The following is a 20,139-nucleotide window of genomic DNA, read 5'->3' on the forward strand; positions in this document are numbered from 1 at the left end:
GTCCCCGGCGTCCCTGACCAGGACACGGGACCTCCCACCGGCGAAATCCCCCCGCCCCGTGCTCCGCGCCGCGCCAAGTTACCCGTGCGTTCCGCACATCGGAGTGATGACAGCGGTAACTGTCGGCGGCGATATGCCACGTGACAACGTCGACTCCGTCAGCGACCGACGGGGGGAGAACGCGTGAACAAGGGTTATGCCGTGTACTGCGACGCGGACCCGCAGTTCTACGACGCTCCCCACCGCACCGGCACCCGTACCGGGGCCGGACGCTCCCGGTACGCCGCGGCCACCGCACCCGTACCCGGGGGATGGCAGCGCAACGAGAGCGGCGACTGGCTCGCACTGCGCCCCGTCGACGCCGAACTGCCCGCCCAGGGCTGGAAGATCCACGTCTCCGCGTGTCTCGACAACGCGGAGTCCGTACTCGACCGCGTGTGGCGGCACTGCGTCACCGGCGGCACGGCCTTCAAGTTCGTGCCCAGCCGCTATCTGCTGCACCAGCGCAACGCCAAGTACGCCGACCGCGCCGGCAGCGGCAAGTTCATCACCGTGTACCCGGCGGACGAGGCGGACTTCGAACGGCTCGTGGGGGAGCTGTCCGAGCTGCTCACCGATGAGCCCGGACCGCACATCCTCAGCGACCTGAGAATCGGCGACGGCCCAGTCCACGTCCGCTACGGCGGCTTCACCCGCCGCAACTGCTACGACGCGGAAGGGGAGTTGCGGCCTGCCGTCGCCGGACCCGACGGCGTGCTGGTGCCCGATCTGCGCGGCCCGGTCTTCCGCCTGCCGGACTGGGTGAACGCGCCCGCCTTCCTGCGCCCGCACCTCGACGCCCGTTCGGCGGTGACCGTCGCCGACCTGCCCTACACCATCGAGTCCGCCCTGCACTTCTCCAACGGCGGCGGCGTCTACCTGGCCCGCGACAGCCGTACCGGCGGGCGCGTCGTCCTCAAGGAGGCGCGTCCGCACGCCGGACTGGCGGCCGACGGCGCCGACGCCGTGACCCGGCTGCACCGTGAACGCCGGGCGCTGGAGCGGCTGTCGGGACTCGGCTGCACACCCGAGGTGCTCGACCACCTCACCGTCGGAGAGCACCACTTCCTCGTCCTGGAGTACATCGACGGCAAGCCCCTCAACACCTTCTTCGCCCGCCGCCACCCGCTCATCGAGGCAGACCCGGGGGAGCGGAGACTCGCCGAGTACACCGACTGGGCCGTTGACGTCCACGCACGGGTCACCGACGCCGTAGACCAGGTCCACGCCCGGGGTGTGGTCTTCAACGACCTGCACCTGTTCAACATCATGATCCGGGACGACGACAGCGTCGCCCTCCTCGACTTCGAGTCCGCCCACCACGTCGACGAACCGGGCCGGCAGACCGTCGCCAACCCGGGGTTCGTGGCACCCTCCGACCGGCGTGGCGTGGCGGTGGACCGCTACGCGCTGGCGTGTCTGCGGCTCGCGCTGTTCCTGCCGCTCACGAGCCTGTTGGCCGTCGACCGGCGCAAGGCCGCCCACCTCGCCGACGTGGTGGCGGACCAGTTCCCGGTGGACCGCGCCTTCCTGGACGCGGCGGTGGAGGAGATCACGCGCGTCGAGCGCACTCCCGCCGGGACGGGGTCCGCGGGGCCAGCATCTGCGGCCGGGGAGCCGGTGCCAATGGTCCGGGGGGCGATGTCTCCGCTCCAGGAGCCGATGGCTCCGGTCCAGGGTCCGACACCCCCCGTCCAGGGACCGATACCCGCCGTCCAGGGACCGATACCCCCGGTTCGGCCGGACGACTGGCCCCGCAGCAGGGACTCCATGGCGGAGGCCGTCCGCGCCTCCGCGACGCCGACCCGCACGGACCGGCTCTTCCCCGGTGACATCGCGCAGTTCGCCACCGCCGGTGGCGGACTGGCCTTCGGCCACGGCGCGGCCGGCGTGCTGTACGCCCTGGCCGAGAGCGGGGCGGGGAGGTACGAGGACGGCGAGCAGTGGCTCCTGGAGCGGACCAAACAACCCCCCTCGGGGATGCCGCTCGGCTTCCACGACGGAATCGCCGGAATCGCCTGGACGCTCGACCGGCTCGGCCACCGCGACCGTGCCCTCGACCTCACCGAGTTACTTCTCGACCAGCCCTTCGACCAGCTCGCCCCGGACCTGCACAGCGGCACCGCCGGACTGGGCCTGGCCCTGGACTCCCTCGCCGTCACCACCGGACAGACCACGCTGCACTCGGCCGCCCTGCGCTGCGCCGAGCTCGCCGCCACCGGCCTGCCGGCCGGCCGCGAGGCACCCGGCCGCCCCCGCGCGGGTCTGCTGTACGGCGCCACCGGACGCGCACTGCTCTTCCTGCGGCTCTTCGAACGCACCGCAGACACCACCCTCCTCGACCTCGCCCGTGACGCGCTGCGCCAGGACCTCGCCCGCTGTGTCCGCGGCGCGGGCGGCGCCCTCCAGGTCGACGAGGGATGGCGCACCATGCCCTACCTCGGCGCGGGCAGCGTGGGCATCGGCATGGTGCTGGACGACTACCTGACGCACCGGGAGGACGCGGAGTTCGCACAGGCCCGGACGGAGATCGTGGCCGCGGCCCAGGCGATGTTCTACGCCCAGCCCGGTCTCTACCGGGGCGTCGCCGGCATGGTGCTCCACCTCGGCCGCACCACCACTCCGGCACCTGGCACGGGCCCCGAGGCCGTCCGGCGCCAGCTCGACGCGCTGTCCTGGCACGCCATGTCCTACGAAGGCCGGCTCGCCTTTCCCGGCGAGCAGATGATGCGCCTGTCCATGGACCTCTCCACCGGAACCGCCGGATGCCTTCTCGCTGTCGCCTCCGTACTCGGCGACACACCCGCCGGCCTGCCGTTCCTTCCGCCGCCGCGCCCAAGCGGCGGCCCCATGACTCGGCCCCATCAGGGGTCGTGAAAAAGCACACCCGTTGCCGTACGAGAGGAAACCGTCATGAACCTGTTTGACCTTCAGTCGATGGAAACCCCCAAGGAAGAGGCCATGGGGGACGTCGAGACCGGGAGCCGCGCGAGCCTCCTGCTCTGTGGCGACAGCAGCCTGAGCGTCACGACCTGTAACTGACACCGGAGTTGACGGCCACGGCGACACGCTGACCGTTGTCGCCCGGCACCGGCGCCCCGGGGCAACTCCCGGGGCGCCACGCCCGCCCGCGTGGTCACCACGGCCGGGCGGGCCGCCACATCCGCCGGGTCCGCCGGGCCCACGGCCGGTGGCCCCGGGGGACGGACGGAGGTATTCGCCGGTGCGAACGAGCAGGCGCTGGAAGCAGCGGTCACCCGGTACGCCGGAGGGGACCGACGGTCCGGCACCCGGGCGCACGCTGGAAGCACTGGTCCTGCTGTGCTCGGTCGCCGCCGCCGCGACCGCGGTGGCCCAACCCCTCGTCCTCGGCCGCACCCTGGACCTGCTCCTGCGTGACGGCGACGCGGGCCGGTGGCTCCTGCTGAGCGCCGGACTCCTCCTGGGCGAACTGCTCCTGGACAGCCTGACCGCACTGTTCACCGGCCGCTGCAACGCCGCGTGGACGGCCACTATCCGCTCCCGCACCCTGCGCGGACTGCTGCGCGCCGTACCGGACAGCGCGCGCGCCCACCAGCCGGGGGACGTCGGGACCCGCATGACCCTCAACGCCGCGGACGCGGGCGGCGCCCCCGCGGCGCGGGCCGCGATCGCGGCCGCGCTCATCACCCCGCTCGGTGCCCTCGTCGCCCTGGCCTTCGTCGATATCTGGGTGGCCGCCTGTGTACTGGCCGGTCTGCCCGCGTTGGCCCTGGTGCTGCGGAGCTTCGCCCGCGACACGGGCGCCTCGGTCGCCGCCTACCAGCGCACACAGTCCCTCATCGCGTCACGGCTCCTGGAAACCCTGGAGGGCACGGCCACGATCGGCGCCGCCGGGACCGGCGCCCGCGAGCGCGCCCGGGTCCTGGCGCCGCTGACCGAACTGGCCGCCCAGGGACGGCACATGTGGGCCCTGCACGGACGGGCGCTCGGCCGGAGCAACGTCCTCGTCCCACTGCTGATCCTGGCCGCCACCGCCGTCGGCGGCCTGCGCCTCGCCGCCGGCGAGCTGAGCGTGGGCGACCTGCTCGCCGCCACCCGGTACGCACAGCTCGCGGCCGGAGTGGGCGGCGCCGCGGCACTGCTCGGCGCACTCGTACGCGCCCGCGAGGCCCGGCGCCGCACCCTGGAACTGGAGCAGATGCCCCCACTGGCGTACGGATCGCGGCGACTGCCGCCGGACGGCCCCGGCGACCTCGAACTCCGCGATGTGCGTGTGGTGCGCGACGGCAGGCAGGTACTGCGCGCCGACCGCCTGCGCGTGCCGGGCGGCACCACGGCCGCGGTGGTCGGCCGCACCGGGGCGGGGAAATCCGTCCTCGCGGCCGTGGCGGGACGGCTGATCGACCCGGACGAGGGACACGTACTGCTCGACGGCGTCCCGCTGGAGCGGCTGACGCACCACGCACTGCGCACCGAGGTGACCTACGCCTTCGAACGCCCGGTCCTGGGGGAGGGCACCGTCGCCGAAGCGGTCGCCACCGGGGCGCGGCGGCCGGCCCCCGAGGACGTACGGCAAGCAGCCCGCGCGGCCGGTGCCGACACCTTCGTACGCCGCCTGCCGCACGGCTACGACACCCCGCTGACCCAGGCGCCGCTCTCCGGCGGGGAACACCAACGCCTGGGCCTGGCAAGGGCGTTCGCGCACGCCGGACGGCTGCTGGTCATGGACGACGCCACCTCGAGTCTGGACACCGCCACGGAGCACGAGGTGAACCTGGCGCTGCGCCGCTCGGTCCGGCACGGCACCCGGCTCGTGGTCGCGCACCGCCCGTCGGTCGCGGACCGCGCGGACCTGGTGCTCTGGCTGGAGGAGGGGGAGGTGCGCGCCGTCGGAACGCACCGTGAACTGTGGCGCACGGCGGCGTACCGGGAGGTGTTCGGCGCCGACGGAGTCGAAGGCGACGCGAGCGGGGCCGGCGACGCGAGCGGGGCCGGCGACGCGAGCGGGGCCGGCGGGGCCCAGGTTGGCGGCACCGGGGCTGCCGGGACCGGGGCTGTCGGGACCGAGGTCGCCGGAGTCGACGGTCTTGAGGTTGAGGTCGTGCCGCCGCGCGAAGACGCCGTACGCCATCACAAGTCGGCGGAGGTGCGGCCGTGACAGCCGCCGGTCACCGCGGAGTTGGGACCTCGGACCCCGACGGACCCCGGGACGACGGGACCGGTGCGCTGGCCCGTCTCACCCCGCGCGCACGCCGGTTCCTCGCCCGCCGCAAAGGTGTGCTGGCGCGGCTCGCGCTCTGGTCGCTGGCCGAGTCGGCGCAGGCGTTCCTGGTCGGCTACGCGGTCGCCCGCTCGGTCGACGAGGGTTTCCTCGCCGACGACCCGCGCCGGGGACTGCTGTGGCTCGCGGTAGCCCTGGTCGCCGTACTGTCCGGTGCCCCGGTCGTTCGGGGGGTGTTCGCGCAGCTCGCCGGGTTGACGGAGCCGCTGCGCGACGGTCTGGTGCGGCACGCGGTGGACCGGTCCATGTACCGGTCCGCCAGGGGCGGACCCGGCGGGGCGGACCGGGCGGCCGTCTCGCGGCTCACGAACCAGGTCGAGATCGCCCGGGACAGCTTCGCCGGTCTCGTCCTCACCCTGCGCTCCTTCGTCTTCACCGCCGCAGGCGCCCTGCTGGGCCTGCTGTCCCTGCACCCCGCCCTGCTCTTGGTGGTCGTGCCGCCGCTGGGGGGTGGGCTGGCACTGTTCCTGTGCACACTGCGGCCCATGGCGGCGGCCCAACGCCGGGCCCTGGCCGCCGACGAGGCACTGGGTCACCACGCGGCCGGCTCCCGCGCGGCACTGCGGGACCTCACCGCCTGCGGGACCGGGCCCGCACGCGAACGGGAGGGCGCGGCCCTGGTGGCGGACGCCGCCGCGCAGGCCCGGACCCTGGCCGGCTGGGCCGCAGTCCGTACGGCCGCCCTGGGCGTCGCGGGCCATCTGCCCGTGCTCGCGCTGCTGGTGGCCGTGCCCTGGCTGCGCGGACGCGGAGTGAGCGCGGGCGCCCTGCTGGGGGCGTTCACCTACCTCGTCCAGTCCCTGCTGCCCGCGCTGCACACACTGATGACCGCACTGGGCACGGCCGGGGCCCGCCTGCTCGTCGTCCTGGACCGGATCATCGGCCCGATGCCGGACGCGGCGACGACGACCGCACGAACACCGGCCAACGTGCCGGCCCCGCCGCCCAGCCCCACGGCCCCACCACCCCGCCGCACGGCCCCGGCGGTGGAACTGCGATCCGTGACGCTGTCGTACGGAGTCCACGCCGAACCCGTACTCGACGCACTCGACCTGTGTGTGGCCCAGGGCGAGCACCTTGCCGTGGTCGGCCCGAGCGGTATCGGCAAGTCGACCCTCACCCGCCTCGTCGCCGGCACGCTCGCACCGAGCCGCGGCGAAGTGCGCGTGTTCGGACAGGTCGTGACGGGCCGCGCCGCCGCCGAACTCGCCGCACTGCGCGTACTCGTCCCGCAGGAGGCCTACGTGTTCTCCGGCACCGTCGGCGACAACCTGGCGTATCTGCACACGGACGTGACCCGCGAGCAACTCGACGCGGCCGTGCGGCTACTTGGCCTGGAGCCACTGGTCGAGCGCATGGGCGGGCTCGACGGCCCGGTACGGCCGACCGAACTGTCGCCGGGGGAGAGGCAGTTGATCGCGCTGACCCGCGCCTGTCTCTCACCCGCACCCTTGCTTCTCCTCGACGAGGCCACCAGTCACCTCGATCCGGCCACCGAGGCCCGCGCGGAGAAGGCCCTCGCCGCACGACCCGGAACGCTGCTCGTCGTGGCGCACCGGCTGTCCTCGGCGGTCCGCGCCGACCGGATCCTGGTGCTGGACGGTGTACGCGCGGAGTGCGGCACCCACGACGAACTGCTGGGCCGTTCGCCCCTCTACCGAGATCTGACGGGCCACTGGCTCGCCGGTCCGGCGCCACGGCCATGACGGCGACCCGCACGAAGAGGTGGTGGGACCGGGGGCCGAGGCCACGGACGGCGCGTCACGTCCAGCCGGCGCTCTGGACGATCCGGATCGCGTCGACCCGGTTGCGGGCGCCCACTTTCCGGATCGCCGTGGCCATGTAGTTGCGGACCGTCCCCCGGGACAGATGCAGACGCGCCGCGATCTCGGCGATCGGCGCGCCCTGGGACGCCAGGGCCAGCACACCCAGCTCCCGGGTGGTCAGCGGCATCTCCGAGCCCTTCAGCAGGGCCACGGTGAGCGACTCGTCCAGGAAGCGCTCACCTCGGGCGACCGTGTGCACGGCGGTGATCAGCCGCTGCGCGGGGGCGTTCTTGTCGACCAGTCCGAGGGCGCCCCCGTCGAACGCCCGGCGAAGCACCCCCGGCCGCTTGGCCGTTGTGAGGACGACGAGCCGGCCCCCGAAACGGATCCGCAGGCGCTCGACGCGCCCCTTGTCCGGACCCGTCAGATACTCGCCGTCCATGACACAGACATCGGCGGCCACCGCTCTGTGATCCGGACAGTCTGCGTCGGGACACAACGACGAGACGTCCAGTGTGTCGTCCGATCTGAGCAGCTGCACCAGCGCCGAGCACAGCAGGTTCTCGTCATGCACCACGACAGTACGCACCATCTCCCCCACCCCTTTTCAGCGGCTGCCGCCATCCGGCAGCCGGTCCCCGCGCCAACGTGCCATGTGCCCCTATCCGGCCCGGCGGAACACGTCGCGTACGCACGTGCGAACCACACCGGAGTCAATCCGCCGTATTCGGCACTCGGTCCGGGGCGGGCGGAGGCGCGCACCCGCACGAACAAGGGCGAATAACACACCAATCCACCACCTGTCCCGTCCCGGGGCGAGCGGTGGCAGGCGGCCATCTGTTCGGCATTTCGTGCACTGGCATCCTGGCCAAGGCGGTTCCCGCCACCCGGAGCCGGCCGCGTGCACGAACTTGGTCCGGACTGAACCAACGAGGGACGGTCTCGGGTCCGGCCGAAAACCGCCGCTCCGCACTTTGGCGCGAAACACATCACCCAAACGCCACTCGGGAACGTCCGCGGATGCACCCGACCCGAGTGGTAGGGACCGCCCGCCGCACGTCAGGAGGTCGGATCCGTTCCCGGACAGGTCACGGGTCCGGCGTGTCAGGATGGCGGGGTGGACGGGAACAGGCTGCCGGGCGGGTTCGTGAGCGACGTCGTCCGGGTCGGCGACACGGTCCGCCGTACACCGGCGCGGAACGCCCCTTTTGTGCACGAACTGCTCGAACTGTTCGCCGAGCACGGCTGGACGGGTGCGCCACGCTTCCTCGGTATCGACACCGACGGCCGCGAGATCCTGGAGTACCTGGAGGGGCACGCGGCCTGGGAGCCGGTGCAGCCGGCCGCGGTGGTCTCGGACGAGAGCCTCGCGGGAGTCGCCCGGCTGGTACGGGAGTTCCACGACCGCACCGCGGGCGGAGCCCTGGCCGGGAGCGAGGAAGTCGTGTGCCACAACGACCTGGCCCCGAAGAACACCGTCTACCGTGACCTGGGCCGTGGCCTACGCCCGGTGGCCTTCCTGGACTGGGACCTCGCCGCTCCCGGACGGCGTATCCACGACATCGCCCAGATGTGCTGGCAGTACCTGGACCTCGGCCCGTCGGTCACCGACCCGGCCACCGCCGTGCGCGGGATGCGGCTGCTGTGCGACGCGTACGGGCTCGACGACCGTGGCGAACTCGTGGAGACGGTCCTGTGGTGGCAGGACCGCTGCTGGCGGGGGATCGAGACAGCCGCCGAAATGGGCCACCCACCGTGCGTCGCGCTGCGCTCGGCGGGCTTCGTCGACCAGGTACGAGCCGCGTGGACGTGGGTCGCCGAACACCGGCCGGTGCTGGAGGCAGGCCTGAGGTGACGGAGACGCACCTCTACCGGCCATGACCTTCTTCCGGCCGCCGACTACTACGGCACGGCGGGGGCGACCCGGCAGGTTCTCGAAGGCTGCAACGGTGATCCAGGTGATCCGGGTGATCCAGTCGGTACTCGGTGTCTCCATGCCGCCCATCGTGGCGGATGACCCTCTCCACCGACCAGGACTTACTTCACCTCGAACTCGGTCCGGCCGTACCGCTGTCCGTTGATCTGCACCTCCAGCGCGTGTGTGCCGGGGTAGTGCACTCGCGTGGTCATCGGACGGAAGCCGTGCCGTGCGGCGAGGGTCGCCTTCTCTCCGGCGTCGAGGCGTCGGGTGGTGAGCTTGAAGACCTTCGGGGCGAGCCGGCCGTTCTTCTTCACATAGTGCACGACGTAGTCGACCGCGATGTCGGCCGGTGTGTCCCCGGCGTTGGTGACGGTGAAGGTGAACGACAGCTCGCCGGGCAGGTCGACGACGGACACCGGCAGTTCGAGGTCTCCGACCACCACCTCGGCCGGCGCGAAGCCGAGCAGGGCCAGCGCGCCGGGATCCCCCTTCTTGATCAGGGTGCGCAGAGCGTGACGGACCACGCGGGGTGTTGTTGCCGAGGGACTGGCCTGCCATCGACCGGCGGTCGCGACGACCAGTTCGGGGTCGAGGCGGCTGAGGTCGTTCAGGTGGTTGGCGGCGGAGCGCCTGACGTAGTCGCTGGGGTCGCGGTAGAGAGCGTCCAGGATCGGTACGGTCGCGGCCGGGTCGTCGAGCAGCGCGCGTACGCGGATCGCCCAGGGCAGGAAGGCGCGCGTTCCCTCGCTGGCGAGCCGGCGCACGTGCTCGTCCGGGTGTCCGGCCCAGCCGAGTGCGGCGGCGAGGGCCCGCTCGGGGTCGGCCTCGATCAGCCGTCTGACGGCGAACTCGCTGGTGAGCCGTGGTGTCAGCTCGGCCATCAGCGCGAGGGCGTCGTCGAGGGCGGCCGTACTTCCGTCGGTGAGCGCGAGTGTCGTCACGGTCTCCCCGACCGGCCAGATGATCCAGCCGTCGAACGACGGGTCTTCGAGCAGCCCCCGGACGATCGCGTTGGCCTCACGCCAGGTGGGCGGCAGGGATCTCAGCAGGGCCTGCGAGACGAGGTCGGTTCTCTCACGCAGGCTGAGCGGTTCGAGCTCGTCGGCGGTGATCGCGGCGAGATCGTCACCGGACGCGACAGGGCCCAGCCGTTGATGGAGGTCTCCGATGACCGTGACGTTGAGGAGTTCGTTCATCGCGCCCATCGGAGTCTCCGTTCGCCCTGCGCAGTACCTGGTCCTGACAGTGTTCCGGACGGGTCTGACAATCGGCTCCGGACACGGTCGGCGGAGGTCCAGCAGGAGGTCCGACCACGCCCGACCGCTCACGCCTTCAGCGCGGCGATGATCTTCGCGGTGACGCGTTCGACGTACACGTCGTCGACGGGGTTCCTGACCACGGCCAGTCGCCAGTAGATCGGGCTGGCCAGGAAGTCCAGGCCGAGTTCGACGTCGGTGTCGGTGGGCAGTTCGCCGCGTTCGACGGCCTGGTGGAGGATGCGGGCCGCGTTCTCGCGGCGCGGGGTCCGGATGCCCGGCACCAGGGCCGCGGCCAGCTCTCCGTTGCGCGCGGTCTCGGCCAGCAGGTCGGGGATGATGCGGGACACCAGCGGATCGCTCAGCGCCGTCATGGTGTCCCGGACGAACCGGGCCACGTCGTCGTGCAGGTTCCCGGTGTCGTGCGCACGCACGGCGGTCACGGCGGCCCGGGAGACCAGTTCGACCGTCATGGCCTGCTTCGAGGGCCAGCGCCGGTAGACGGCCGCCTTGCCCGCGCCGGCCCGGCGTGCGACGGCCTCGATCGACAGCCTGCCGTACCCGACCGCGCCGAGCTCCTCGAAGAAGGCGACCTCCAGGGCGCGGGTCACGTCGTCTTGCAGGACGGGACCGCCGGGGGCGCGCTTGGGTGCGGATGCGGATGCGGATGCGGATGCGGATGGGGACGCCGAGGGGGACGCCGAGGGGGACGAGGTTCCGGGGCTCATGGGTTCATGTTACGTGAGACGGAACGGTTGCGTCTCGGCTGCGGGGCGGCGTACTGTCGCTAGCCGAGACGACCCCGTTCCGTCTCGCTACTCCAGATCGATCGGAGCACCACATGAAGTTCCTCTTCGACGACGAGTCCTTCTCCTTCGAGTCGCTGCGCGCGGCCGGCTTCGCGAACTACGGCGGCGCGGATGTCGGCGAGGTGGTCGCCACGGCCCGGAACATCGCGGAGGGCGACGAGGCCGGCTGGCACCGGGCATGGAAGGCGACGGCCGAGCGGGCCCGGGCCATCGGTGAGCGATCGCTGGCCGAGGGCCACCGGGTGAGCGCACGCGAGGCGTTGCTGCGGGCGTCGAACTACTACCGCACGGCGGAGTTCTTCCTGCGCGAGGACCCCGCCCACGACCCGGAGGTCACACTGCTGTCGTCCCGTTCGCACCAGGCCTTCGCCACCGCGGCCGGCCTGCTCGACACCCCCGTGGAGCAGGTCGCCATCCCCTACGAGGGGACCACGCTCCCGGGATACGTCTTCCTGGTCGACGACTCCGGCGCCGCCCGCCCGACCGTCGTGTATTGCAGCGGCTACGACTCGACGCTGGAGGAGGCCTACTTCGCCATCGCCGCCGCCGCACTCAGCCGCGGCTACAACGTCCTCGCGTTCGACGGCCCCGGACAGGGCGCCGCCCTGCGCGAACAGAAGCTGGTCTTCCGCCCCGACTGGGAGGCCGTGATGACACCGGTCCTCGACTACGCCGTGAGCCGTCCCGAGTTCGCCGACGACAGGATCGCCCTGTTCGGCTACAGCCTCGGCGGCTATCTCGTCGCGCGCAGCGCGGCATTCGACCAGCGCGTCGCCGCGCTCGTCCTGGACGACGGCATCCACGACTTCCACGCCGCCTTCGACCGGGCGTTGCCGCCCGAGCTGACCCGGTGGATCAAGGACGAACGCGACGATGTCGCCGACCCGGTCCTGACCATGCTGACCGGCGTCAGCACCCAACTGCGCTGGGCGCTGCGCAACGGCGTCTGGGCGATGGGCGCCACCTCCTTCGCCGACCTCGTCCGCAGGACCCGTGCGTACACCCTCGACGGAGTCGCCGACCGGATCACCGCTCCCACCCTGATCCTGGACGCCGAGAACGACCAGTTCCTCAAGGGTCAGCCCCACGAGGTCGAGAAGGCACTCACCAACGCCTCCACCACCCTCGTCACCCTCACCGAGGCCGAGGGCGCCGGCGAACACTGCCACATGGGCGCGATGGCCCGCTCCCACCAGACCATCTTCGACTGGCTCGACACGACCCTGCCCACAACGTGACGCCCGCGGGCGCGAAGGGAGAGGAAGGAGACCTCGGTGTCTGAGGGCGTGCTTGAGCGCAGGGAGGTGGCCTCTTGCTGCCGCAACCCGGCGGGACTGCTGCCCGTCAGCGGCGCAGGCCCAGGGCTTCGCGGCCGGCGAAGCGGGCCTGGGGGCCCAACTCCTCCTCGATGCGGACGAGTTGGTTGTACTTGGCGGTGCGGTCGGAGCGGGAGAGTGAGCCCGTCTTGATCTGGCCGCAGCCGGTGGCGACGGCGAGGTCGGCGATCGTGGTGTCCTCCGTCTCGCCGGAGCGGTGGGACATCACGACGGTGTAGCCGGCGCGGTGGGCCGCCGAGACCGTGGCGAGGGTCTCGGTGAGCGTGCCGATCTGGTTGACCTTCACCAGGATCGAGTTGGCGATGCCGTCACGGATCCCGGCGCGCAGCAGGGTCTCGTTGGTGCAGAAGACGTCGTCGCCGGTGAGCTGGCACCGCTCACCGAGCCGCGCGGTCAGGTCGCGCCAGCCCTCATGGTCGTCCTCGGCCATCGGGTCCTCGATGGAGGCGACGGGGTAGCGGTCGACGAGTGTGGCGAGGTAGTCGGCGTGTTCGGCGGGAGTACGGCGGACACCCTCGCCCGAGTAGTCGTAGACACCGTCGTGGAAGAACTCCGAGGAGGCCGGGTCCATGACGAGGGTGATGTCCTCGCCGGGCTTGTAGCCGGTCTGCTCGATGGCGCGTACGACGAAGTCCAGGGCCTCGTCGGCGGTGCGCAGGTCGGGTGCGAAACCGCCCTCGTCACCGACGTTCACACTGTGCCCCGCGGCGACCAGGTTGCCGCGCAGGGTGTGGAAGACCTCCGAGCCGATGCGGACCGCCTCGGCGAAGGTGGCCGCCCCGATGGGGGCAATCATGAACTCCTGGAAGTCGAGCGGATTGTCGGCGTGCGCACCGCCGTTGACGATGTTCATCATCGGCACCGGGAGCAGCCGGGCGTCCACCCCACCCACGTAGCGGTACAGGGGCAGCCGGTGCGACGCCGCGGCCGCCTTCGCGGTGGCCAGGGAGACGCCGAGCAGGGCGTTGGCACCGAGGTGCGACTTGGTGTCCGTACCGTCCAGCTCGATCATCGTGTGGTCGACGCCCGCCTGGTCGTCGGCGTCCAGGCCGGTCACGGCGTCGGCGACCTTCTCGTTCACGGCGTCGACGGCACGCCGTACGCCCTTGCCGTGGAACCGCGAGGCGTCGCCGTCACGGAGCTCCACCGCCTCGCGCGCTCCGGTGGACGCGCCCGACGGCACGGCCGCACGGCCGAGCGAGCCGTCCTTCAGTTCTACGTCGACCTCGACCGTGGGATTGCCCCGGCTGTCGATGATCTCCCGTGCGACGACCCGGCTGATGGCGGTCACGTGCAACTCCTCACGCTGGGCCCGCATCACTGCGAGCAAAAAGTTCCCTCCGGAAACAAAGTGAGTCCCGAAAAGGAACCTACTATGGGTCCATGAGGATGCACAACGCTGACGAGACCTGCGGCATCGCCCAGGCGGCCCTGGTCCTGGGGGACTGGTGGAACGTACTGGTGCTGCGGGAGGTCGCCCGAGGCCACGTCCGTTTCGACACGCTGGCGGCCGAGATCGGCCTGTCCCGCAAGGTCCTGACGGAGCGGCTGGGCCGGCTCGTCGCCCACGGCGTCCTGCGCCGGGCCCTCTATCAGCGGCGGCCCGTCCGCTACGAGTATCTGCTCACCGACGCCGGAGTCGCCCTGCTGCCGCTGCTCGTCGCCATGCAGGACTGGGGGGACCAGTGGGTACTGGGCGACGGAACCGTCACGGCGACGGCGACGGACGACGGCGCCGAGCACACCCGGGTCCACGGCCTGGTGGGCACGCGTCTGCCCGAGGGTCTCGAACTCCCCGCCACACAGCACGCCGGGCGGGCCGACGGGATCGAACCTCCCACCGGGCAAGGCGCACACCTACCCGTCACCGCACCGGATGCCGCCGCGACCGTCCTGTTCACCTACCCCGGCACGGGCGTCGACTGGGGCGACCCCCCGATCCCCGGAGCCGTCGGCTGCACGCTGGAGAACCGCCTCTTCCGCGACGCATGGCCCGACTTCCGGGCGGCGGGTGTGGACGTATGCGGTGTCAGCACCCAACTCGTCCACGAGCAGCAGGAGTTCGCTCGTGCCGAAGCGGTGCCCTACCCCCTGCTGTCCGACGCCGCCCACCAACTGACCGCCGCCCTGCGGCTCCCGACCTTCCGGGGCGCGGGCCGGCTGAGCCAGAAGCGTCTGATCCTGATCGTCGACGCCGAACGGACCGTACGGCATGCGCTGTTCCCGGTGGTCGACATCCCGCACGCGGTCGCCGAGAGCCTACGGCTGTCGAAGGACTGCGCCCGCGAGACGAGAAACCCGACCCCGCCCGTCCGCTGAACCGGCCCGCCGGCCCTCTGAACTCGCCGTGTTCGCCGAACTCGGCTTTCACTGAAGGAGATCCCACCCGATGAGTGACTCATCCACCCACCACCTCTCCGCCGACGGAACCCCACAACGGCCCGACGCCCAGCCCTCCTCTCGACTCGACGGATCGGGGGAGGACGTGAGCGTCCGGGACTGGCTGCGCGGTCTGGAGGTGTTCGCGGGACCGCTCGCGGACTTCGACCCGGCCGAGGCGCCGGCCGAGCCGGTCGACCTGTTCCTGGGCTGGCTGCGTGAGGCGGTCGCCGCGGGTGTGCCCGACCCGCACGCCATGACCCTCTCGACGATCGGTGACGACGGGGGACCGGACGCCAGGGTCCTCATCCTCAAGAACGTGGACGCCGACGGCTGGCAGTTCGCCGTCCACGCCCACAGCCCCAAGGGGCGCCAGCTGGCCGACCGTCCTCAGGCGGCACTCACCTTCTACTGGCCCCTGCTGGGCCGCCAGGTACGCGTGCGGGGAGCGGTCGAGCCCGCGTCGGCCGAGCAGAGCGCCGCCGACCTGCTCGCGAGGGCCGCCTCCGCCCGCGCGGAGGCGCTGCTGGGCCGCCAGAGTGAGCACCTGGCGAGCGCCGGGGAACGCGATCAGGCCTTCCGCGCCGCCCTCGCCCGGATCGACTCCGAGCCGGACCTGGTCATCCCGGAATGGACGCTCTACACGCTCGTGCCGGGCGAGATCGAGTTCTGGCAGGCGGACAAGGGCCGCGTCCACGACCGGCTGCGCTACGAGCGCGACGACCGAGGCACCCCGTGGGAACGCCACCGACTGTGGCCGTAACCCTTTGATCGCAGCGCGCGCACAGCGCACAGCAGTCCGGGGCTGTCCGGCAATGTCCGCCGGACAGCCCCGGACTCTCAGCGCTTCAGCGTGAACGTGAAGTCGCCGGAGAGCCTGCGCCGCAGCCGGACTGCGGACACAAGCTTCCCGTCCACGATCAGTCTCTCGACCTCGGCCCGAGAGAGACCACAGCCTTCCGAGATCAGCCGTACCGGCCGTACGGCGATCCGCGCGGCAAACCGCACCGAGATGTCGATCACCTCGCGGTCGAGATGATCCGATCCGCCGGTGTCGAGACGCCAGGCGTTGTCCCAGTCGAGGGCAACGCGATTGCGGCGCAGCACAAGCGGATTCTGGAGCAACTCCGCCGCCAGACCAGGGTCGTTGTCGTGCAGCCGGTCCAGCAGTTCGGGCCGTACGGAGCGCACGTTGACCCGCTCCAGAATCGTGAGCTTCGCTGTCTCCCCGCACGCCGTACAGAGCACGAGGAGCCAGGCGTCGATGAGTTTGTGGTTGGCGTTGACGCGGAACTTGCCGTCCGCCCGAAAGCGCACGGACGAACAAGCATGACAACGACGAACGACGAGTGGCAGGCAGGTGGGCATGACCACCCAGCTATTGAGCACAGAAATACACCGGTTCCAGTGAGAATTCCGCAGCAAAAAGCAGCGCGGCGCACAGGCGCAACGCGCGACCAATCAGCTCTCGGGGTGTCTCACACGGTGTACAACGGCACGCCCTAACCCAGACGACTCGAAGCCGGCAGCACGCTAGCGGGACGAGGCGTCCCTGCTCCACTGGTTTTTTCAGCACGTTCCACACACGAAAGGAGGCAGCAACGCCCCATGTCGTCCGGGTCCTGGTCGAGTTGGCCGCCGACCCCGCCGTCCGCCATCGCGCCGACATCCTGGAACTCCTGGTCAGGATCAACGCGGCGCGGCAATGGGAGCGCGCGGCCTCAGCCGCCTCAGCCGCTTTGCCGAACCGGGCGAGGCAGGCGGCGAAGCAGTACGAGGAGAAGACCGCCTGGGAAGCCGCCGGCCGGAACGCCGTGCTGGCCGGCACTCAACCAGTCCACCCGCGCCCCACACACGCCGCAGCCGGCCACCCCGAAGGGTGACCGGCTGCGGTGTGCCATTGAACCGGAGCGTCAGGAGAGGCGCTTGATCGCCTGCCAGCCTCCCGTGCCCACCACCGTCGCCGGGCCGACCAGGCCCGTGCGGCGGCCCGGAATGAACTCCAGGCCGGCCGAGGTGATCGGCGTTGTCGTCCACAGGTCCGGGACGCCGTCGCCGTTGCTGTCGCCGGACGCGGTGAACTGCGGGCGGGCCGTTGTGGTCCAACCGGTCGCGTACGCCGTGCGGTTGACGCCGACGCCCAGCGACGCCGGGTCGGTGCCGCCGTCGGAGATGCCGTCCCCGTCCGCGTCACCCGGGCTCTTGCCGTGGTAGATCCACAGATCGCCGGTGGCGGTGTTGCGGGCGATCAGGTCGGTGAACCCGTCGCCGTCCACGTCACCGGGACCGGCGAGCTGCATAACGCCCCAGCCGGAGTTGCCGATCAGGTACCCGGAGTCGACCGTGCCACGGGCGTAGCCGGGCAGGAACCACAGCTGGTCGCCGATGACCGCGACGAAGTCCGGGTTGGACGACTCGCTGTCCGGGGTGATGTCACCGACCGAGACGATCTGCTTGATCGTCTTCGGGTCGAGGGCCACCTCGGTCTCCGGGTCGGGGAAGAAGTACACCTCTTCCTTGGTGTCGTCGGTGAACTCGCCCTGTCCGTTGTTCGGATACAGCCAGAGCTTGTCGTCCGAGCGACGGGCCACGAGATCCTCGTAGAAGTCCCCGGTCCAGTCGCCGCGGTGGGTCATCAGCGCGCCGCTCCAGCCACCGCCGGCGGACAGCGGGACCATCGCGGCGACCTGTCCGTTGCCCGTGCCGCCGTACAACCGCAGGTTGTCGGTGCCGTCGACGGCGAAGAAGTCCGGATTGCCGTCGCCGTTGACGTCACCCGGCTTGTCGGCGATACCGGGGCTCTTGACGTAGAACCGGTACGGATAGACGGGTCCCGGGTTGCCTCCCGCGTCGACCAGGCGCACGTACAGCGTGTGCGGTCCGGGCGTCAGCGGGGTGATCTTCGCGGTGGCCGGGCCACCCTTGACCGCGGGCTTGGCCTCCTTGCTCGGCGGGGTGCGGTCGAGGTCGTAGAGGTACTTGGTGGTGTCCCCGACCCCGTTGGCACCGAACTCGAAGACACCCTCGGTGCGCGCCAGGGCGCCCTCGATCGGCTCCATGTCGGCGGTGGTCTCGGGGAAGAGGTCGTCCTGGGAGTCCACCGTCGGCATCACGGTCGGCGCCTTCGGGTCGAACCCGAAGCGGCAACCCGCCGCGCCCTGGGTGGGTGTCCAGTCGGAGGCGAAGTTGGCGTCGGCGGAGTCCTCGGCCTGTGCCTTCCAGGAGAACTGTCCGCCACTGGCGGTGAGGTGTTTCTCCAGCAGGGCTTTGGGGACCTTGATGCGTGCCTGGGCGCCCTTGGAGTCGCTCGCCTTGACGGTGACCTTCACCCGTTGGTCGAAGATGATGCCGGGTGCGGTGTCGTGCTTGCCGGTGGCCCACAGGTGGAACTGGACGTTGACGCTGCCGCCGTCGGGGTCCCACACCTGTGAGGTCAGGGTCACGTCGGTGTTGCCCAGCGTCACGTAGGTGGAGCCGTTGCCGCATTCGTTGGCGCCGACCTTGGTGCTGGGGATGGTGTCCAGTGCCCAGGGGGCCTTGGGCGGGCGGTTGTACTCGACGATGAGTTTGGCGTCCGGCTTGAACTTCTTCCAGCTGAACTCGTCCTTGTTGTCCTCGGCGCTCTGCGGGGCGCGCAGGCCGAAGGTGACGTTCGCCCACTTGTTGGCGGCGGCCTTGACGGCGGCGTCCTTGGCGGTGAAGTCGACGGGGGCGTTGGGGCAGCCCCAGGTCTCGTTGCCGTGGGCGTAGTTGCGGCTGTCCTGGCGGGCGGTCCAGGGGGGCTGTGCGCTCCAGGTCGTCTTCGAGGTGATGGGGCCGGTCAGCCACAGTTCGACCGGTTTGGGGGTGCAGGACCAGGAGTGGGTCTCGGTGATCTGGAACTGTGCGTCGATCACCTTGACGCCGGCCAGGAACTTGGAGCCGACGCGGAAGAAGGAGCGGGCGGTGCCGCCGGTGGAGGACTCGTAGCCGACGCGGGCCTCGCTGGTCGTGCCACCGTCCCAGCCCGTGCCGTTCCAGTAACTGTCCTTGGGGTGCGGCTTGTACGCGATCGTCCAGGCCTCCCGGGTACCGGTCATCCGCGGGTCGATATAGACCGGGAACTCGGTGTCGGGTGCGTCCAGCAGCTTCTGATCGGGCGTCAGGACGATCGACTCGCCGGTCACTTCGACGCCGACCTTGCTGCTCTTGGTGCCGGGGGTGAGCGGGGAGGGCTCGTTGTCGGCACTGGCCGAGGCCTTCGGTGAGGCCGTCGGTGAGGCGTTCTGCGGGGTCTTCCGCGCTGACGTGGTCGAGGCACCGGTGCCGGTGCCGGCCGTCGCCTCCTCCGTCGTGCCGGACGAGTCCCACATACGTGCCGTGGAGGTCGCGAACACGGTCTGGCCGGCGGCGTTCGTGGCGCGCAGGGTGCCGGTCTCGGCGTCCTTGTACACGTTGAGGTTCGAGGTCCGCAGACCGAAGCCGACCTCGGCCAGTTCGGGCCGGTCGGCGGCTTCGGGTGTCTTCACGATGAGTGCCTGGCTGAACCCGTCCAGACTGGCCTTCACCGCCAGGTCGACGCCAGGGAAGACCTCGCGGTAGGTGGCGGTGGAGCCGTCGAGCACCGGCTTGGGCAGCGGGTTCGGCCAGGTGAGGGCGAGTTCGCCGCCCTGGTCCGTGAGCGTCACCAGCGGGGCGTCGCCACCGGCGGAGAAGGCGACGCGGCCAGGGGTCGCCTTGGGCTGGATCCGGCCCGCGGCCTCGGCGAGCGTGGTGTCCACGTCGGCCCAGCGGCCCTCGCGCTTCACGCGGACGGGCAGGGTGTGTTGTGTCGTGCGCAGGTTGCCGTTCGGCAGGGCGTGCGTCTCGCTGGTCTCGGAGCGGGCCGAGACCACCTCGACGGGTTCGCCGCTCTCGGCGGCCTGCTGGAGCGCGCGTTCCTCGGCGTTCGCGGCAACCGACTTCGAAGCCTGCGGTGAGTCGGCCGATGCGGTCGTCAGCGGTGTCAGCCCCAGCGTCCCGCCGGTCACCACCGCGACGAGCGCGGCTCTGCTCCAGCGCCGCGGACGACGCTGTCTTCGGGACTTTTCGGGCATGGGCAATCCCCCCGGAGTCGTTGCCTGGCGAACTCCCCCGGAGTCCACCACGAACCCTTCACACGGGCCGCAGCGCGGAACAGTACACGTCACCAGGCCATTTCTTTACCCTCTGATGATCGAAGTGGGGATTGTCGCATTGCCGGTCCATTGCTTGCGAAAAGGATCTTCACAGTTTAACGTCAGGCCGTTCGCGACTGATCACAGATAGTGAGTTAAGGGGGAGGTCCGTTAGTGGACCAAGTGCTGAGACAGCTGCGCTACTTCGCTCACTGGCACAGATCCGTGTCCCTT

The 20,139-nt window shown here is 71.1% G+C and carries 14 protein-coding genes; 8 read left to right on the top strand and 6 right to left on the bottom strand.

What is annotated here, in order from left to right; translation table 11 throughout:
* Positions 1–183 precede the first annotated feature (183 nt).
* The 4 genes from lanKC to ACIQAC_RS19410 all read left to right on the top strand — a co-directional run bounded on the left by lanKC (position 184) and on the right by ACIQAC_RS19410 (position 7,008).
* Positions 184–2,916, top strand: coding sequence for a class III lanthionine synthetase LanKC (lanKC, locus tag ACIQAC_RS19395; protein WP_402192631.1), 2,733 nt, complete (start codon positions 184–186; stop codon positions 2,914–2,916).
* Between the two features lie 36 nt (positions 2,917–2,952).
* Positions 2,953–3,081 (top strand): SapB/AmfS family lanthipeptide, encoded by a 129-nt coding sequence (locus ACIQAC_RS19400; protein WP_006130296.1) that lies wholly within the window; start codon positions 2,953–2,955, stop codon positions 3,079–3,081.
* 181 nt (positions 3,082–3,262) lie between these two features.
* A complete protein-coding gene (locus ACIQAC_RS19405) occupies positions 3,263–5,179 on the top strand; it encodes an ABC transporter ATP-binding protein (RefSeq protein ID WP_402192633.1) in 1,917 nt (638 codons plus the stop codon).
* Positions 5,180–5,247: 68 nt separating this feature from the next.
* A complete protein-coding gene (locus ACIQAC_RS19410) occupies positions 5,248–7,008 on the top strand; it encodes an ATP-binding cassette domain-containing protein (RefSeq protein ID WP_402192703.1) in 1,761 nt (586 codons plus the stop codon).
* Between the two features lie 55 nt (positions 7,009–7,063).
* Here the strand turns inward: ACIQAC_RS19410 and ACIQAC_RS19415 are convergent, their stop codons facing one another.
* On the bottom strand, positions 7,064–7,669 hold the full coding sequence (locus tag ACIQAC_RS19415; protein WP_402192635.1) for a LuxR C-terminal-related transcriptional regulator: 606 nt from the start codon (positions 7,667–7,669) through the stop codon (positions 7,064–7,066).
* A 516-nt stretch (positions 7,670–8,185) separates the two neighbouring features.
* Between ACIQAC_RS19415 and ACIQAC_RS19420 the strand changes: the two genes are divergently transcribed.
* On the top strand, positions 8,186–8,923 hold the full coding sequence (locus ACIQAC_RS19420; RefSeq protein ID WP_402192637.1) for a phosphotransferase: 738 nt from the start codon (positions 8,186–8,188) through the stop codon (positions 8,921–8,923).
* 182 nt (positions 8,924–9,105) lie between these two features.
* On the opposite strand, the gene ACIQAC_RS19425 is transcribed toward ACIQAC_RS19420, so the two are convergent.
* Together ACIQAC_RS19425 and ACIQAC_RS19430 are read right to left on the bottom strand one after the other, a co-directional pair.
* Complete coding sequence (locus tag ACIQAC_RS19425) at positions 9,106–10,194, bottom strand: DNA alkylation repair protein (RefSeq protein WP_402192639.1); 1,089 nt, start codon at positions 10,192–10,194, stop codon at positions 9,106–9,108.
* A gap of 119 nt (positions 10,195–10,313) precedes the next feature.
* A complete protein-coding gene (locus tag ACIQAC_RS19430; protein ID WP_402192640.1) occupies positions 10,314–10,856 on the bottom strand; it encodes a TetR-like C-terminal domain-containing protein in 543 nt (180 codons plus the stop codon).
* Positions 10,857–11,086: 230 nt separating this feature from the next.
* Here ACIQAC_RS19430 and ACIQAC_RS19435 point away from each other — a divergent pair, with 230 nt between their 5' ends.
* Positions 11,087–12,292 carry an alpha/beta hydrolase family protein gene (locus ACIQAC_RS19435; protein WP_402192641.1) on the top strand — a complete coding sequence of 402 codons (1,206 nt, stop codon included), beginning with the start codon at positions 11,087–11,089 and terminating at the stop codon, positions 12,290–12,292.
* Between the two features lie 106 nt (positions 12,293–12,398).
* Here the strand turns inward: ACIQAC_RS19435 and eno are convergent, their stop codons facing one another.
* Positions 12,399–13,682 (bottom strand): phosphopyruvate hydratase, encoded by a 1,284-nt coding sequence (gene eno / locus ACIQAC_RS19440; protein ID WP_402192643.1) that lies wholly within the window; start codon positions 13,680–13,682, stop codon positions 12,399–12,401.
* 92 nt (positions 13,683–13,774) lie between these two features.
* Here eno and ACIQAC_RS19445 point away from each other — a divergent pair, with 92 nt between their 5' ends.
* Positions 13,775–14,710, top strand: coding sequence for a winged helix-turn-helix transcriptional regulator (locus tag ACIQAC_RS19445; protein ID WP_402192644.1), 936 nt, complete (start codon positions 13,775–13,777; stop codon positions 14,708–14,710).
* Positions 14,711–14,780: 70 nt separating this feature from the next.
* Entirely contained in the window at positions 14,781–15,533 is a 753-nt protein-coding gene (locus ACIQAC_RS19450; protein ID WP_402192646.1) for a pyridoxal 5'-phosphate synthase, read from the top strand.
* A gap of 77 nt (positions 15,534–15,610) precedes the next feature.
* Here ACIQAC_RS19450 and ACIQAC_RS19455 read toward each other — a convergent pair whose 3' ends face one another.
* Together ACIQAC_RS19455 and ACIQAC_RS19460 are read right to left on the bottom strand one after the other, a co-directional pair.
* Entirely contained in the window at positions 15,611–16,159 is a 549-nt protein-coding gene (locus ACIQAC_RS19455; protein ID WP_402192648.1) for a DUF1062 domain-containing protein, read from the bottom strand.
* Positions 16,160–16,683: 524 nt separating this feature from the next.
* Positions 16,684–19,845 (bottom strand): FG-GAP repeat domain-containing protein, encoded by a 3,162-nt coding sequence (locus tag ACIQAC_RS19460; RefSeq protein WP_402192650.1) that lies wholly within the window; start codon positions 19,843–19,845, stop codon positions 16,684–16,686.
* Between the last annotated feature and the right edge of the window lie 294 nt (positions 19,846–20,139).

Origin of the sequence: Streptomyces sp. NPDC088387 (genome assembly GCF_044753385.1) — a bacterium.
Taxonomy (GTDB): Bacteria; Actinomycetota; Actinomycetes; order Streptomycetales; family Streptomycetaceae; genus Streptomyces.